Consider the following 16,580-nt stretch of genomic DNA (forward strand, 5'->3'; position numbering starts at 1 on the left):
TCGCACAGGCCCTACGGGCCTTTCCTCGCTACAACAGTCTACATATTAACTGCTTTTGTACTGCTTTCGGGTGTTCTGCAACCCCTCTTAGCTGATGCGGGCGGCGAGTCGGATGGCCGAGTCCATGACTACGTCCATGTTGAAGTATTCCCAGAGAGCCGAGCGGCCTGTGAGATATAGGCCGGCGGGAGCCAGACGGTCGCACAGCGATGAAATCATGTTGCGTGTGTCGGCGTGCTGTATGGGATAGGTGCAGGGGTTGTAACGGTGGGTGATGTAACGTGGCGAGAATGGTATGGAGGGGAGCTGGCGCAGTATTTCGTCGTGTGATATGGAGTCGGTAAATTCGACGGTTGCGGTCATGTGGCCGGGGGCGTTGTTGGTGGCCGAGAAGTTGCCGGTGCATATGATGCGGTGGGCGTCATAGCGTGAGTCGGGGAGATAGATCCAGCTATAAGGGTTGGGGGCTATCTCGCAGAATACGGATGTTGTACCGTGTGACTCGAGGCTTTCGATGGCTGAGGTGTAGCCCGAGATGTCGAGTCCGCGCAGCATGGAGGGGAGCTGGCGTATGTTGCCGCAGAATATCACAGTGTCATAGGGGGTGCCGTTGATGTCCCAGGAGCCCTGAGACGTGAGGGTGAGGGTCTCGACGGGAGTGTTGTAACGTATGTCGAGACCTTGGGCGAGGGTGTCGGCGAGAAATTGCGAGCCGTCGCGACGCTCGTAGTAGAAGGTGCTGTGGACAAAGGCTTTCTCTTTGACACGACGTATGTTGTTGTAGATTATCTCCTCGGGTGTCGGCATCGGGAGTTTGCCTTCGAGCCATGAGAGGGGGACAGAGGAGAGGTCGCGCCGCCACACCTTGCGGTTGTAGGGTCCGAAGTAGAGGTCGTAGAGGGTGGGGCCGAACTGTTTGCGGAGGAATTGCTCGAAGTTATGGGGCTCGTCGGCTTCGGCCCTCATGCGTGCCACGTCGGCAATGACGGCGTGGAGGGTGTCGTCGTCGAGCATGTAGGCGTGGTTTTCGATCGGGTAGGGAATCTCGGCACCGTCGGGCATCCTGACGGCCGAGTTGCGGTCGGCCTTTACGAAGTCGCGTTCGCGGTCAAAGAGGCTCCAGAACATATCGAGCACCTCCTGTCGGCGGGTGTTGAAGACGTGTCCTCCACACGTGTGGAAGAGGCTCTCCTCCACGCGGTCACACTTGATGAGTCCGCCCGGGCGGCTGTCGGATTCGTAGATGGTGACTGTAGCGCGCGGGGCGAGCAGACGGCCCATGGTGAGGCCGCTGACTCCGGCTCCTATGATGGCTATGCGTTTCATAATAAGATGCTTTTGATTACCTGTGATGTGTAGCGGGGAGCGAGGTAGGCTGCTATGGCGTCGAGGTCGAGGGGGATGGAGAGCAGGCGGTCGGCCTCGGCTTCAAACTGTGCATAGGTGTCGACCGAGGGCCCGAAGTCGCTGAGGCGGTAGTAGCGTGTGTCGGGGTTGTCGGGATAGCGCATTATCGGCCGACAGCCGCAGGCGAGGGCTTCGAGAAACCGTGGTGTTACCTGGGAGAAGCCTTGGGTGGGTTTGCCGTCGTCGATGCCGGGAGTGGAGTAGAGAAAGAGGCGGCAGCGTCGCATGAGGGCGAGGTAGTCTTGGCGGCTGTCGATGTCGGCCACGGGGTGTCCCTCGAGGTCGTAGACCCATGGGTGTCCGCCTCGTTTGGGGCCTTTGACCACTACGCGGAGCCCGGGGTGTGAGTCGACGTAGCGTCGGGCATACTCGAGCAGGCGGCTTGTGTTGCGTCCAACCAGGGCGAGGTCGATGTCTTTGTGCATCGGGGCCGAGGGGTCGAGACGGTAGCGGTCGGGGAGCGATAGCGGCAGATGGCGGTAGCGGCCGGGGTCGGCTCCGTTGGCTGTGAGCCGTTCGTAGGCTTCGCGGCTTGATATGAGCACTTGCTGACAGTGGCGCGTGGAGTGGAGAAATGCCGGCAGGTCGCTGTCGGGTAGAAACCAGTCGATAATCCATGGCACTGTGTGGCGGCTGTAACGGCCGCGGTTGTCGGGGGTGGCTATCATTACAAATTCGAGCATTGGGTGAAAGTGTCTTGCCGGACATTTCAGCCCGAGCCTGCGGGCCAGTGAGCGCGCCCACCATCCGGGACGGGCGGGGGCGTGGACGGGGAGTGAAAGTGCGCGCGAAATCTCGTCCTCCCACTCAAACACTAGATGCCACGAGGGTCTGTGCTTTACCTTGCGCCGTGACAGTATGCCTGATAGCTGTATCATAGGTGCAAAGGTAATTTATTCTTTGTAGTTAAAAAAGTAATGAGTTTAAAAAGTTAAAATGTGTCATGGTTCTCTTGTCAGTAACAGCTACGGATGAGAGACCTTGAGATGTTTAACTTTTTAAACTCATTACTTTTTAAACTATAAAGAATCTCCTCCTCCGTCGATGGTGAGGATGTGGCCTTCAGAGTCGTAGGTGATGGGGCATACTTTGAGGGAGCGGAGCCATGATTTGCCGCCCGAGGGTACGCTGTCGTGGTGGAAGAGATACCATTTGCCTTCATACTCGATGATGCAGTGGTGGGTGGTCCAGCCTACGACGGGGGTGAGGATTACGCCCTGATAGACGAAGGGGCCGTAGGGGTTGTCGCCGATGGCGTAGCAGAGCAGATGGGAGTCGCCGGTGGAGTAGGAGAAGTAATATTTACCGTTGTATTTATGCACCCAGGAGGCTTCGAAGAAGCGATGAGGGTCGTTGGCTTTGAGGGGGTTGCCTTCTTTGTCGAGGATTACGATGGGACGAGGCTCTTCGGCAAACTGGAGCATGTCGGCGGTGAGGCGCACGCATCGGCTGGGGAGTGCGGGGACGTCGCCTTCGGGGAGGTCGGCACTCTCGAGGGCTTTGTTGTCGCGGTAACGCTGGAGCTGTCCGCCCCAGAGTCCGCCGAAGTAGAGATAATAGTGTCCGTCGGCGTCGGGGAGCACGCAGATGTCAATCGAGTAGCTGCCGCGTATGGGGTCGGGCTGTGGTATGAAGGGTCCTTCGGGACGGTCGGCTATGGCTACTCCGATGCGGAAGATGTCGTTTTGGTCTTTGAGGGGAAAGTAGAGGTAGTAACGTCCGTCTTTTTCGGCGCAGTCGCAGTCCCAGAGCTGTCGTCCGGCCCAGGGTATGTCGGCGATGTCGAGGGCTTTGCCGTGGTCGGTGACTTTGCCTGTCATGGGGTCGCCGTCGATGGAGAGTACGTGCATGTCTTTCATGACGTACTGGTCGCCGTTGTCGTTTTCGACGTTTTCACATTCCCAGTCGTGGGAGGGGTAGATGTAAATCTTGCCGTTGTATACGTGTACGCTCGGATCGGCCATGTAGTCGTCCGGGAAAAGATAACGTTTGTCGGGTTGGAGTGGATTCATAAAATAATCGGGTTAAAGATATGGGAGATATGGGGTATAGGGGATACAAAAGGACAAAAGTTTTTAGATACAAAAGTTTCAGAAGGACAGAAGAAACATAAGTTTTTTAATTTCAGCTAATTTTTTTGTTTAGGAATTTGCGTTTGAAGCCGACCGGGAAAGTGCCGAAATTAATAATCAATCCATCTTCGATGTTTGTCGCACGCAGATAGTTGACAAGTTGGTATTCATGTGCCGGAGCTATGCCGTCTGCGACTTTAATCTCGATGATTACTTTTCCTTCGACTATCAAATCGGCACGATATGCTCCGGCTATACGGTCGAGGTAGTATACCTTTATGTCTTTTTCTTTCTCACATTTGTATCCTCGGTGTTGCAATTCAAACATGAGGGCATTGTGATATACGGCTTCAAGAAATCCATGTCCGAGAGTACGTTTGACAGTGATGGCTGAGTCCACAATTTCTTTGATCAGGTTTTCGGTATCCATGGACGTGAGGTTATGAGATATGAAAAACTTATGTTTCTTTTGTCCTTATGAAACTTTTGTATCTTAGTATAGTGCCGGTTAGCGGGTGGTGTAGGGGAGGAGGAAGGGCTTGAGGTTGTAGGCGCGGTCGAAGAGGAGGGGATATTCTGTGCGGCCGGCTACGGGCCAGTTGTTTTTCCATGAAGAAGCGTCGTCGGTGCCCCAGGCGTTGACGCGCGAGATTACGTCGGCGTTGGCAATGAAGAGGTCCATCATCTGACGCATGCGGTCGTTCCATCGGGCGGCCACGTCGTCGGGGAGTCCGTCGGGATAGGGGTTGAGGGCTGCCTGATAGGCTGCGGTGTCAGAGACGTTTGCTCCGGTGTTGACTGTCGGGAGTGCCGACATGTCCCACTCGGTAATCATGACTTTGGCACCTGTCGAGGCGAAGGCTTTGATGGATTTCTCAAACTCGGCTATGTCGGGATAGTCCATGCCCATGTGGGCCTGCATGCCGATGGCGTCGACACGGAGTCCGCGCGCCTTGAGGTCGTTGACCAACTGCACGTAGCGGTCGCGTTTGCCGGGCGCGGCCATGGAGTAGTCGTTGATGTAGAGTTCGGCGTCGGGGTCGGCTTCCATGGCGTATTGGAAGGCGAGGGGTATAAATTCCTCGCCGAGTATGTCGTAGAAGGGCGACGGGCGGTAGGAGCCGTCGTCGAGGATGGCTTCATTGACCACGTCCCAGCCTTGTATGCAGCCTTTGTAGCGGTTCATGACTGTGGATATGTGGGTGCGCATGCGCTCTTTGAGCACTTCGGGGGTGACAGGCCGGCCGAGCGAGTCGACGGCAAACCATGGAGCGAGCTGTGAGTGCCATATGAGGGTGTGTCCGACGATAAACATGCCACGGTCTCGGCCGTATTTCACGAATGCGTCGGCGTCGTCCCAGTAATATACGCCTTCGGCGGGATTGATTTTTTCGCTTTTCATGCAGTTTTCGGCCACTATGGTGTTGAAGTGGCGTGTGACTATGGAGTCACCTTTGGGGTCGTTGTCGTTGACGACGTCCATGTTGATGGCTCCTCCGATGAGGAAGTTGTCAGCAAAGGCCTCTTTGAGAGGTTTGTCTCCGGGCGCGCTCGATGCACACGATGCAAGCAGCGCGAGCAGCGGGAGGGTCAGAAGGTGTTTCATATTGTTAATGATTGGTGAGTTGATGATGTAGCAACTTGTCAGGAGCGCGATTCGATCTCGCGGTTGATGCGGTCGATGACGTCGTCATCGAGCTCGTAGCGCGAGATGATAAACATTGCGAGCGCGAGAAGTATGGCGGGGATGACAGCCACGAGCCAAAGGATGCCCTGCTCGGCAAAGGGGGTCTGGGTGGCGGCGGTTTTGTCAAAGTCGACAAAGGCGAGCACGAGTCCGGGCACTACGCCTCCGAGGGCCATGCCGGCTTTGTAGAAGATGCCGGTGAGGGCGTTGACGATGCCGGAGATGCGTCGGCCGTGGGTGTATTCGCCAAACGAGATTACTTCGGGGACGAGTGCCCACATGTAACCTGTGGCAACGATGACGCCTGTCGATTTGATGAACTGGGCCATGTAGACCATCCACATGTGCTTACGGAGGGCCGGGATGACAGAGATGGCATAGAGCATGGCCATGCCGATGATTGCTGTGACGAGGAAGATGTAAAACATGCCTTTCTTGCCCACCATGCGCTTGATGGCGGGTATCATGGGCATGAATATGAAGGCCGGAATGGAGCCGAGGCCCATGAAGATGGAGAGCTCTTCGGCCGAGCCTGAGAGGTTGTAGTTGATGTAGTAGGCTCCGGCTGCGTTGCCTATGGCCATCATGGCGAAGGCGGTGATGAAGAAGAAGGCGAGGATACGCAGGGGACGGTTGTGGACAAACTCCATCCAGAGGTCGGAGACTTTGACGTTTTCGGTCTCGCTCTTGTCCATGACCACGCGTTCGCGACACTGGCTGAAGCAGAATATGAGCAGCGCGAGGCCGATGCAACCGTAGAGGGTCATGGTGGCAAACCATGCCGAGTCGCTCATGGACATGTCGGTGGTCTCGGAGGGGTCGAAGTATTTGAGTATCATAGGTATGCCCATGCCTACGGCGAGTCCTCCGACATTGGCCATGAACATGCGCACCGATGTGAGTTTGGTTATCTCGGCGGTGTCGCGGGTGAGCGAGGCGTTGAGCGCGCCGTAAGGCACGTTGACGAGCGTATAGCACATGGAGAGGCCGACGTAGGTAAAGTAGGCATAGAAGAGTGAGCCTGAGAAGCCGTTCCAGAAGCAGAGTATGGCAAAGGCAGTGAGAGGTATGCCGCCGAGAATGAGATAGGCGCGATATTTGCCGAGTTTAGGGTCGTGCTTGTCGACAAAGGTTCCCACCAGGGGGTCCCAGATGACGTCGACGATACGGACTATGAGAAACATAACAGCGGCTACGGCCGGGTCGAGCCCGTAGACGTTGGTGTAGAAGAAGAGAAGATACATGCTGATGGTCTGGTAGATGAGGTTCTGGGCGAGGTCGCCGGAGCCAAATCCGATACATTGCAGCATGGAGAGCTTGTAGAAGCCCTTGGATTGCCTGGTAGTTGCGGTGGTTGCGTTCATATGGTTTTAAGGTAATAGTTTTCGATTAATTGGTGTCAGTAGGGGTAGAGGGTGACGTGGAGTATCTTGAACTCGTCCACTCCGATGCGCACGTGGCGTCCCTGGTGGGTCTCGCCACCTATTATAATGTAAGGGCGGCCGTCGACCACGAGAGTGGCCGAGCCGTCGGGGTGTCGCTCAAGCCGTGATTCGGACCGGGCAGCGGCGGTGAGTGAGACGGTTAACAACAGTAGGAGGCTTAGTAGGGACTTCATAAGGCAAATTTATGAATTATAGTCATATGTGACGTTTACACATATTTCAAATGTTTTTCTTTTTGTCTCCACGGTGGCGCAAATAGATATAAAATAGGGGCTAAAGGTAGAATATAAAGCGAGGGGATGTATCGTGACGGCGTTTTAGCTATAGGATACACCCCCCGCGGGATTACAGGTTGCGGATGTCCGCAGCGTTAATGTTTGGAGTAGTCGCGCCTTTTCCAGTTATTAACAAAATATGTTCAAAATTATATAAAAAACAGTGTGAAAAATAAGACAATTCTAACTCTTGACGGCCGCAGGCGCGGGATGTGTCATATTTTACACACTCCGGTTTCTATATTATGCCGATAATCACTATCTTTGTGTGCTTTAAAAGAAAAATTGTGTAAGTAATGCGAGATTTTATAATACGGTTCACATCATTGCTTTTTGCTTTCGTGACTCTTTCGGCCTCGTGTGTTGATGAAAAGGACGATGTCATTGACCCTGCGCCCGGACCTGTGGCGACGGTGGGCCGGACTGTGCTCGTGTATATGGTGGCTGACAACAGTCTCGGCACCCAATTGGGGTGTGACGACGCCGACATACGCGAGATGCTCGATGGTGTGAAGGGCGGCGCGCTCAACGGCGGACGCCTGCTGGTGTATCACAACCGTCCGAAGACCGCGTCGGGCAATCCTCCGCAGATGCTCGAAATCACCGAGCAGGGTCTCAAAGTGGTCAAGACCTATCCCGATGATCCGTCAATATATTCGGTCGACCCCGAGCGCATAAGCCTTGTGATGGACGACATGAAGAGCATCGCGCCGGCCAATGAGTATGGGCTGGTGCTTTGGAGCCATGCCAACGGGTGGCTCGGCGGGATAAATGAGAATGACGACCGTTACAGGGCTTTTGGTGACGACCGGGGTTATCACATCACGGTGCAGTCGCTGGCTCGGACGCTTGCCGACGAGCGTTTTGCCTTCATTTATTTTGACTGCTGTCTCATGGGCAATGTCGAGACTATCTATGAGCTGCGCGACATCACGCCTTGGATTGTGGCGTCGCCGACCGAACTGAGCATCGACGGTATGCCTTATGACAGGAATGTGCCTGTGATGTTTGACCCGGAGCTGACCGATGAGGATGCCGTGGTCAGGATGGCCGAGAATACGTATAAATTTTATGAGGCTGACGAGAACGGCTATGACGACGGTTGTCAGATAGCTGTCTACAATATTACCGAGCTGGAGGGGCTTGCCGCCGTGACAAGGGACATCTATGAGACGGTGACCGTAATCGATCCGTGGGTGTCGGAGATACAACGCTATAACAAGCCTTATGACGCGGGGTATGTCTATGATATGGACAACCTTATGGAGTATTTCACCACCACGACGCATCGCAAGGACCCCGATGACCCTGACAATCCCGACAACGAGGCCAACAAGGAGCATGCCGCGTCGCTCGCTCTGCTCGAGGCATGGCAAGCACAGTGGCGCAAGGTGGTGGTCTATGGGGCTGCCACGCGTAACGGCATAGGCAATCTGTATATTTACCGCTATTGCGGACTCGGCTCTTTTGCCATCGACCAGCCCTCCGACATCTCGTGGCGCGGCTACAATACTCTCCAATGGTGGAAGGATGTGGTCTCTGTAGCTCCTGCTTACTTACTTGCTCGTTGAGCAAAGGTTATGAGGTTATAAGGTTATAAGGTTAGGCCTGCGGGGTGTTTTCCGGGGCAAATGGGGCAAATGGGCCGAATGGGGCTGATGGGCCTAATGAACGACCGACAGAACCTTATAATCTATGCCCCTCAGGGGCATAGCGACTGACCTTATTGATAACCCTATAACCTCATAACCTTATAACCTTTGCTCGAAGAGCAAGTAATAACCTCATAACCTTTGGCCGAAGGCCAAATAAACAAGACTTATTGATAACCTTATAACCTTTGCTCGAAGAGCAAGTAATAACCTTATAACCTTTGGCCGCAGGCCAAGTAATAATTATGTTTGATCCAATAGCTGATGCAATTATGGGAGCGCACGGGGCGGATGCCTCGTCGGTTGATCTCCCCAATCCCGCCGAAGAACTCTCACAGTTTAAAAACATGTCGTTTGACCAGGTTATCAACGCAATCGCCACCGACCTGGCCCACTTCGCCATTTCGCTCGCGGCTGCAATACTGGTGTTTTATGCCGGTAAGTTTATCATCAACCGTCTCTACAACTTCACCGACCGTCTGCTGCGCCGACGCAATGTCGAAGCCTCGTTGCTGACGTTTGTGCTGAGTTTTGTGAGGATAGTGCTCTACTTTATACTCATCGTGGCTGTCATCGGCATCCTCGGCATAGAGACCAGCTCGTTTCTCGCGCTCTTCGCCTCGGCCGGTGTCGCTATAGGCATGGCACTGAGCGGCACGCTTCAGAACTTTGCCGGCGGAGTGCTTATCCTCGCCCTCAAACCGTTCAAGGTGGGTGACTACATCGAGGCTCAGGGATTTGCCGGAACGGTCAAGAAAATCGAGATGTTCTCGACCATCATCACCACCCCCGACTACAAGACTATCATCATACCCAACGGCGGTCTCTCCACCGGGGCCATCAACAACTCCACCACCCAGCACTATCGCCGTGTGGAGTGGAAGATCGGCATCTCTTACGGCGACAGTGTGGAGCGCGCCCGCGAGGCCATACTCGAGATGCTTGCCGCCGACCCGCGTGTGCTCTCCGAGCCGATTCCGGGCGAGGGAGTGGTGCCCCCTGCGGTATATCTCGCCTCGCTCGACGACTCGGCCGTGACGCTCTCTATACGCGCCTGGGTCAGAAGCGACGACTTCTGGGGTGTGTTTTTCGATATGAACGAGACCATCTACAACCGTCTGCCCGAACGGGCCGGCGTCTCCTTCCCCTTCCCGCAGGTGGATGTCCACATGAATTGAGACTGACGGGGCGGTGAGGGGATGTGAACCCTCGCGGTGACTGAACGGTTATACAAGGAGGATGACACCGGGCTTAGGGCCCGAGTGGCATCCTCCTGTCGCAATCTCACGTCCTCTCAGCTATGAAACCTTCAGCCGCCACAGCCTCTTCGCTCCATCGCCTCTCGGCCCTGGGGCTGCTCGTCACCATGGGCATAGTATTCGGCGACATAGGCACGTCGCCCCTTTATGTGATGAAGGCCATAATGGGTGTTAATCCCGCCTATGACGCCGACTATATCATCGGAGCCGTGTCGTGTGTGATATGGACGCTAACGCTCCAGACTACGCTCAAATATGTGGTCATAGCCCTCCGGGCCGACAACAAGGGCGAGGGGGGCATCCTGGCTCTCTACTCGCTGCTGAGACGCAGGGGTGCGCGATGGCTCTATGCTGTGGCAGCCATAGGCGCGGCCGCCCTGATAGCCGACGGTGTGATTACGCCCGCCATGACCGTGACTTCGGCTATCGAAGGGCTCGCCCCCATTGACCCGTCCATCCCCGTAGTGCCCATAGTCATAGCCATAATCTCGCTCATATTTCTCATGCAGCGGGCCGGAACCGGCAGCATCGGCCGCCTCTTCGGGCCCTATATGCTCGTGTGGTTTCTGATGCTCGGAGTCATGGGGGCGGCGAGTGTCCACCTGTGTCCCGCGATATTCAAGGCATTCAATCCGTGGTATGCCGTGAGGCTGTTGGTGGCCTATCCGGGATGGTTTCTGGTGTTGGGCGCGGTGTTTCTGTGTACCACCGGAGCCGAGGCTCTCTACTCCGACCTCGGCCACTGTGGCCGCCTCAACATAGCGGTGAGCTGGATTTTTGTCAAAGTAATGCTCATACTCAACTATCTCGGACAGGGCGCGTGGATGATAGCCCGCCGTGGCGACATCGACCCTGCCGTCAACCCTTTCTACGGGATTATGCCTGACTGGTTTGTCGTGGCCGGAGTTGTGATGTCGGCATGCGCGGCTGTCATCGCGAGCCAGGCCCTGCTCAGCGGGTCGTTTACCATTTTCAGCGAAGCCATGGGCCTTGACTTCTGGCCGCGTATGGTCATCAAGCACACCTCCGACCACCGCGGTCAGCTCTATATCCCCGCCGTCAACCTCGCGCTCTATGCGGGTTGCATAGTGACGGTGCTCGTGTTTCGCTCGTCGGCCCATATGGAGGCGGCCTACGGACTGGCCATCACCGTGACCATGCTCATGACCACGGTGCTCCTTGGCGTCTATCTGCGTCTGCACCGCACTCCCGGATGGGTAGTCGGCATATTTTTCGGGGGATATGTGGCCCTGGAGGGATGTTTCTTCGTGGCCAATATGTTCAAGTTTGCCCACGGCGGATGGTTTACCATGCTCATTGCCGGCGTTGTATGCTTTGTAATGATAGGGTGGCGCAAGGGCGTGAGAGTGCGTCGCTCCATGCTTGAGTATGTGAGGCTTGACGACTATGCCGGAGTCATCACCGATCTCAAGGCCGACACGGAGATACCCAAGTATGCCTCCAATCTCATCTATCTCTCAGGCGCGCCGGCCAACGGCACTGTCGAGAGCAAAATCATCTATTCGATAATCAACAAGCAGCCCAAACGCGCCGACCACTACTGGATGATACATATAGATTATACCGACGCGCCCGACACGCTCGAGTATGAAGTGAGGACCGTAGTGCCCGACACGCTCTATGACGTGAGGATGTATCTCGGATTTCGCATCTCGCCGCGTGTGACAGTCTATCTGCGTCAGATAGTCGAGGACCTCGTGGCTCAGGGCCGCTTTGATCTCACCAGCACCTATCCCTCGCTGCGGCGGCGTGGCATAGCCGGCGACTTTCATTTCATCGTCATCCACAGGGTGTTTTCGCCCAACAGTTCGTGCAGCCCCTCAACAGTGCGGCTCATGAACCTCCACCGCCTGCTGAGCCGTCTGGGCCTGACCGACGAGGAGGCCTTGGGCCTCGACACCAGTATCGTCACCTCCGAGACAGTGCCGCTGGTCATCAACACCACCCCAATGCGCCGCATAACGGCTGTGGTAGATGACATGATTTCGGAGTCGTAGCCGGATAATCCGATAAAATTTGCCCCGAAGTGTCAAATTTTTTACCATATCTTTGCATATAAACATGAAAAACCTGAAAACTTTTATCGAATCATTATAATACATTTTTACTTTTACTTAATTATTACCATGAACAAAATCAACAAGGTGCTTGTCGGCATCGCCTCTCTTGCCGTTACGGCCGGAATGGCTTATGCGGCGGGCTCGGTCTTGTCTGAGCCGCAGGTCCCGGCAGTGGGACGCTCAGCCTCACGGGCAGTCGACGCCAAGTTTACAATCCCTACCCCCGAGGAGACTTACATCGACCTCACTCTGGCGACATATGAGAATGCAAAGGTCGAAGGCTCTGCCGGTGCGGATCAGTGTTTCGGAAGCACAGGTTCAAAGACCAAAGTCACATTTGCTTTTGAAAACAGTGTGGCACAACCCTATACATTCAAAATGTCGACAGGTCACAAAGGCACCTGCACCATCAATCTCACTCTTCGTGACAATAACGGTGACGTTGTGGCACAGACCAAGAATCCTATACCCAACACCGGCGCATGGAACCGCACCTACAACTGGGAATGGTTTCTCACCGAGCCGCTTGCCGTGGGCAACTACACACTTGAGCTGACTACCTCCGATCTCCAGGGCAGCAATTATGCCGGCAACTGGGGCAAGATGGGCTTCTATGCCGGCATCAACGACACCCGAGACCATATCCCCGGCCCTATCTCGCTTAAAAAAGGCAATTATACAGGCATGAGGGTTGAAAGTGCCGGAAATGTCGGTTATGTCAAAAATGACTGCTCGGGCTCATATAATATCGTGTGTGATGAAGCCGGTGTGTATGACCTCGTGTGGGGCATATCTCGCAGCGGCGAGGGTACGGCCCTGGTCACAGTCGCTGACAAGGACAACAATGTCACAGCCTCCACCTCATGGGCTATAGAAAATCTCGGCAACTACACCCCTGCCACCGTGCATCTCGAGGGTGAAGTGGCCAAGGGTGACAATGTGCTCAAAATCCTCTTCAAAGCCGAGCATGACGGTTATATCCTTAACTTTAAGGATGTGGAGCTCAAACGAGTGGCTGACCACTATGCCTGCGTGCGCAATTTTGCCATCGAAGGCCAGAGCGTGACTGCCGGCGAGGGTTACGATTACAATTGTAATCTCCCGATGGAGTATGACGGCAGCGATGTCACATTATCGTTTGACCGCGTGCATGGCTCTACTGCGGTCACAGCAGTCAGTGACGGTGAGAATGTCACTGTGACCGAGATTGCCGACGGCCGATACTCAGTGCCCGCTCCTGCGGCCAACGGAGAGACTATCGTCACCGTGACACTCACGCCCGAAGAGGGCAGTGTGGTTGCCTATAAGACTGTCTATACAATGCGCATATTCCATATAGGCGACATCGTGATGACCGGCCTCAATATCGGAGGTACAGGTGTCGGGGCCGATGTGCTCGATGCTGTCAATGCCCAGACCCCCGGGCTGACCGTCAGCGATATGGTGTTCACCTCGATACCTGTCGTTACGGCCACATTTGCCGACAATTCTACCGCCGAAGCCGTGCTCAAATCCATGGACGGCACCAAAGCCACCTATCAGATTGACGGCAAGGCCGGAAGCGTAAGCAAATCGTTTGAGTTCACCGTCGACGGCATACACCTCTATACTCCCGCCGACACCGACAAGTCGACTGTCATAAAATATGACGGAGCACTCAAGCAGGCAGATGGCTCATGGAGCAACGGACTCTACACAGTCAACCCCTGCAATGACGGATGGGATGGCAAGCAGTTCAAACTGAAGCCTCAGGCCACCACCGTGACCGCACCCTGCTATCATAAGGTAAAACAGCTCATACTTCACCAGCTTTATGATAACTATAAGGCCGGTAAAGTCACCTCGGTGACCAGTGAGGGAGCTAAGGTGTATTGTCCCACCAACGGATATTTTATCCAGGGCAATACCAGTCCTGTCGACCTTGTGGTCAATGTCGAGAATCATGTGGCCGGCACACCGTTTGTAATAGATTTTGAGGATGGACAGCAGCCTGTCATGTGGTTTGAATTTGTGTATGACCAGATAACCCCGACTACAGCTCCGCAACTTCAGAATATCGCAGTGACCCCCTATGAAGGACGTAACCATGCCGTGGTGACATTCTCTTTTGACCGCGAGATGACCGATTGTGAGATTTCCGTGGCCGGCAACAAGGTAATAGCCTATGGCGGAGGCACCAGACTGAGCTTCCCCTTGTGGAATCTTGCCTGGAATACGGATGTTGTCGTCTCGATACCTGCCGGTGCAGCTTCGGATGTATTCGGCAACAAGACTACCGAGGATCACAAGACCACTCTCAACATCGGTTCGGAGGCTGCTGTAGAGGCTATTTCCGCCGACCGCTTCATCGAGGTAAGCACTGTGGCACAGCTTCGCGACGCCGTGGCTTCACTTGGCGCGACCAACTCATCGGCCGATGCTGCAACTACCGTGATATATATACATGACGGAGACTATGACCTCGGTTCGGACGCGCTTCTCATCAATAACCGCTATAACGTCAGCCTCATCGGCGAGAGCCGTGAGGGAGTGCTGATCCACGGCACCAAGACAGGCATCTCCGACCCGATATTCTCCACCCGCTATTCCACCAATATCTATATGGAGAACTTAACCCTGCGCAATGATCTTGACTTTGGCAAGCCCCAGCGTGGCGGCGTCGGTGTGGCTCATTATGGAGGTAATCTCGACATCATGAAAAACGTCACACTCCAGAGTATCCAGGACACCCAGGTGACAGGCGAGCGCGGTTATTATCTCAACTGTACTATCCACGGTTCGGTCGACTACATATGCGGAGGCGGTGACCACTTCTATGACCACTGTACTATCGTTCATGAAATCGCCGGTGGATATATAACAGCTCCCTCCACATCGCCTTCGCTCAAGCACGGTTATGTATTCTCCAATTGTGTGATCAAGGGCCAGGGTGACTATAGTCTCGGCCGTCCGTGGCAGAACGAGCCCCGTGCATTCTTCCTCAATACTACAATGGAAGCCAAGCCAGATAATGGCGCATGGGGTCCGATGGGCACTCTTGTCACCCATTTCTTCGAATACGGCTCCAAGGATGCTTCCGGCAACCTGCTCGATCTCTCTGTACGTAAGAACTCTCCCACCAGCATCAATTCATATTCGCCCGTGCTGCCTGAGCAATATGTGGGATATTTCACTGTGGAGAATGTACTCGGAAGCACTGACAGTTGGCTTGCCACCGAGCTTACAGCCGAGCTTCCCGCCCCCGGCTCTCCCGTGATTAAGCCCGGTGTGCTTACCTGGGAATCTGTAAACGGTGCCGCCGGTTATATGATATATGCCGATGGAAAACTGATTGACTATACCACATCGACATCCTATACGCTCTCCAATGCCCGCGAGGCCATGCCTGACTATACCGTCCGCGCTATCAATGCCAACGGAGCGCAGGGCCATCTCTCCGACGTGGCTGTCGACACGACTACCGGCATCGACTCTGTTGGAGCTGACATAAACGAGGGCGAAATACAATACTTTAACCTTCAGGGCATACGCGTGGCCAACCCCTCCAATGGCATCTATATACGTCGTCAGGGTGACACCGTGGAGAAGGTATATATAAAGTAATATGTGATTTCTAAAAAAGAAGATTGTTTTAGGAATATACAGCCATCTGGCTGACCGATTCTTGACCGCTGTCCCTGTTATGGTATTCATGCTATCTCATGGACAGCGGTTTTTTAGTGAAAGTCATGTGGATAACAGATTGATAGTGTTAATGTGGGTTAAAAAATTGTGACGGGTGGTTTTTTATCGTAAATTTGCTAATATATTGTGAAAAAAGCATTTCAAGCATTAGTTTTGAAAACACACCTGCACACACTCACAATCATCAACCTTAAACACACACGTATAACCGTTATTTAATATCAAAAAACAAATGCTTATGAAGAAAATTTTTACTCTTTTTGCAGCAGCCGTAATGGCACTTTCAGCTTCAGCCGAAGCTCCCGTTTCAAAGACTTGGAATTTTGGAGAGGGCGCGTTTGCCGGTGTGACAGAAGTGAATAACAATACAATTGATGGTATGGAGTTTGTTGGATCAATGAAAATTACTGCCAACAATAAAACATTTGAGGATGTGAAGTATACCATGCGTTTGCAGACTGGTGGTAAAAGTTCTGCGACTAATCGTGTCATGAAGTTTGAAGTTCCCGGACCTTGCACTATCAGCACAATTTGTTGCTCTGCAAGTAGTGGTGATCCTAACCGTGTAGTTTCTATTGCAGAGGGAACTTATGAAAATGTGATAGGAAGTGGCAAAGCTACAACTGAAAATGTAGATAAGGTTTCTGCAAATTATACAGGAACAACACCTACTACCATCTTTATTTATGCAGGTGGCGGTGTAAACTTCTACGCAGTATCTTATGCCGGAGGTTCAACTGCTATCAGCGACATCAATGTAGACAATGCCAATGCACCTGTTGAGTATTTCAACCTTCAGGGTATCCGCGTTGAGAATCCTGCCAACGGTCTCTATATCCGTCGTCAGGGCAACAAGGTTGAGAAAGTTTACGTAAAGTAACGTGAGTTCGATATAAGCAATCAGAACAAAGTTAGCTGGTTATCTGTCACAAACTCCAAAGAGATAGACGGTTTCTTTGGGAAAAAGCAGTAAGCAGCGATAGCACTCAAGGCATTGGTGATAAAATTAGCGAAAGAC

Annotated in this window: 12 protein-coding genes and 1 pseudogene; 5 read left to right on the forward strand and 8 right to left on the reverse strand. The window is 53.7% G+C overall.

What is annotated here, in order from left to right; all coding sequences use genetic code 11:
* Positions 1–87: 87 nt before the first annotated feature.
* From QGT73_RS06565 to QGT73_RS06595, 7 genes are all read right to left on the reverse strand, one after another.
* On the reverse strand, positions 88–1,326 hold the full coding sequence (locus QGT73_RS06565; protein WP_280121896.1) for a protoporphyrinogen/coproporphyrinogen oxidase: 1,239 nt from the start codon (positions 1,324–1,326) through the stop codon (positions 88–90).
* Positions 1,323–2,285: a CgeB family protein gene (locus QGT73_RS06570; RefSeq protein ID WP_280121897.1), complete on the reverse strand. Its 963-nt coding sequence runs from the start codon at positions 2,283–2,285 to the stop codon at positions 1,323–1,325. The genes QGT73_RS06565 and QGT73_RS06570 overlap by 4 nt, the downstream gene beginning before the upstream one ends.
* Positions 2,286–2,426: 141 nt before the next feature.
* Positions 2,427–3,419: a glycoside hydrolase family 43 protein gene (locus tag QGT73_RS06575; RefSeq protein ID WP_280121898.1), complete on the reverse strand. Its 993-nt coding sequence runs from the start codon at positions 3,417–3,419 to the stop codon at positions 2,427–2,429.
* Between the two features lie 112 nt (positions 3,420–3,531).
* The gene (locus tag QGT73_RS06580; protein ID WP_280121899.1) at positions 3,532–3,909 is read right to left on the reverse strand and encodes a GxxExxY protein; all 378 of its coding nucleotides are present in this window, start codon (positions 3,907–3,909) and stop codon (positions 3,532–3,534) included.
* Positions 3,910–3,987: 78 nt separating this feature from the next.
* Positions 3,988–5,085 carry an endo-1,4-beta-xylanase gene (locus tag QGT73_RS06585; protein ID WP_280121900.1) on the reverse strand — a complete coding sequence of 366 codons (1,098 nt, stop codon included), beginning with the start codon at positions 5,083–5,085 and terminating at the stop codon, positions 3,988–3,990.
* A 38-nt stretch (positions 5,086–5,123) separates the two neighbouring features.
* Positions 5,124–6,530, reverse strand: a complete 1,407-nt coding sequence (locus QGT73_RS06590) for an MFS transporter (protein WP_280121901.1) — start codon at positions 6,528–6,530, stop codon at positions 5,124–5,126.
* 35 nt (positions 6,531–6,565) lie between these two features.
* The gene (locus tag QGT73_RS06595) at positions 6,566–6,784 is read right to left on the reverse strand and encodes a hypothetical protein (RefSeq protein WP_280121902.1); all 219 of its coding nucleotides are present in this window, start codon (positions 6,782–6,784) and stop codon (positions 6,566–6,568) included.
* Positions 6,785–7,182: 398 nt separating this feature from the next.
* On the opposite strand from QGT73_RS06595, the gene QGT73_RS06600 reads away from it, so the two are divergent.
* From QGT73_RS06600 to QGT73_RS06620, 5 genes are all read left to right on the forward strand, one after another.
* The gene (locus QGT73_RS06600) at positions 7,183–8,457 is read left to right on the forward strand and encodes a clostripain-related cysteine peptidase (RefSeq protein ID WP_280121903.1); all 1,275 of its coding nucleotides are present in this window, start codon (positions 7,183–7,185) and stop codon (positions 8,455–8,457) included.
* A 326-nt stretch (positions 8,458–8,783) separates the two neighbouring features.
* A complete protein-coding gene (locus tag QGT73_RS06605) occupies positions 8,784–9,716 on the forward strand; it encodes a mechanosensitive ion channel family protein (protein ID WP_280121904.1) in 933 nt (310 codons plus the stop codon).
* A 122-nt stretch (positions 9,717–9,838) separates the two neighbouring features.
* The gene (locus QGT73_RS06610) at positions 9,839–11,815 is read left to right on the forward strand and encodes a KUP/HAK/KT family potassium transporter (protein ID WP_280121905.1); all 1,977 of its coding nucleotides are present in this window, start codon (positions 9,839–9,841) and stop codon (positions 11,813–11,815) included.
* A 129-nt stretch (positions 11,816–11,944) separates the two neighbouring features.
* On the forward strand, positions 11,945–15,481 hold the full coding sequence (locus QGT73_RS06615) for a pectinesterase family protein (protein ID WP_280121906.1): 3,537 nt from the start codon (positions 11,945–11,947) through the stop codon (positions 15,479–15,481).
* 319 nt (positions 15,482–15,800) lie between these two features.
* Complete coding sequence (locus QGT73_RS06620; RefSeq protein WP_280121907.1) at positions 15,801–16,442, forward strand: hypothetical protein; 642 nt, start codon at positions 15,801–15,803, stop codon at positions 16,440–16,442.
* 20 nt (positions 16,443–16,462) lie between these two features.
* Here QGT73_RS06620 and QGT73_RS06625 read toward each other — a convergent pair.
* Positions 16,463–16,580 (reverse strand): annotated as a pseudogene (locus tag QGT73_RS06625) (IS982 family transposase); the annotation flags it as partial.

The sequence above is a fragment of the Duncaniella muricolitica genome, from assembly GCF_910574735.1.
Taxonomy (GTDB): domain Bacteria; phylum Bacteroidota; class Bacteroidia; order Bacteroidales; family Muribaculaceae; genus Duncaniella; species Duncaniella muricolitica.

Excerpts from the sequence above, each read along its gene's own strand:
- QGT73_RS06565 (WP_280121896.1), bottom strand. The coding sequence starts at position 1,326 with ATGAAACGCATAGCCATCATAGGAGCCGGAGTCAGCGGCCTCACCATG.
- QGT73_RS06570 (WP_280121897.1), bottom strand. The coding sequence starts at position 2,285 with ATGATACAGCTATCAGGCATACTGTCACGGCGCAAGGTAAAGCACAGA.
- QGT73_RS06575 (WP_280121898.1), bottom strand. The coding sequence starts at position 3,419 with ATGAATCCACTCCAACCCGACAAACGTTATCTTTTCCCGGACGACTAC.
- QGT73_RS06580 (WP_280121899.1), bottom strand. The coding sequence starts at position 3,909 with ATGGATACCGAAAACCTGATCAAAGAAATTGTGGACTCAGCCATCACT.
- QGT73_RS06585 (WP_280121900.1), bottom strand. The coding sequence starts at position 5,085 with ATGAAACACCTTCTGACCCTCCCGCTGCTCGCGCTGCTTGCATCGTGT.
- QGT73_RS06590 (WP_280121901.1), bottom strand. The coding sequence starts at position 6,530 with ATGAACGCAACCACCGCAACTACCAGGCAATCCAAGGGCTTCTACAAG.
- QGT73_RS06595 (WP_280121902.1), bottom strand. The coding sequence starts at position 6,784 with ATGAAGTCCCTACTAAGCCTCCTACTGTTGTTAACCGTCTCACTCACC.
- QGT73_RS06600 (WP_280121903.1), top strand. The coding sequence starts at position 7,183 with ATGCGAGATTTTATAATACGGTTCACATCATTGCTTTTTGCTTTCGTG.
- QGT73_RS06605 (WP_280121904.1), top strand. The coding sequence starts at position 8,784 with ATGTTTGATCCAATAGCTGATGCAATTATGGGAGCGCACGGGGCGGAT.
- QGT73_RS06610 (WP_280121905.1), top strand. The coding sequence starts at position 9,839 with ATGAAACCTTCAGCCGCCACAGCCTCTTCGCTCCATCGCCTCTCGGCC.
- QGT73_RS06615 (WP_280121906.1), top strand. The coding sequence starts at position 11,945 with ATGAACAAAATCAACAAGGTGCTTGTCGGCATCGCCTCTCTTGCCGTT.
- QGT73_RS06620 (WP_280121907.1), top strand. The coding sequence starts at position 15,801 with ATGAAGAAAATTTTTACTCTTTTTGCAGCAGCCGTAATGGCACTTTCA.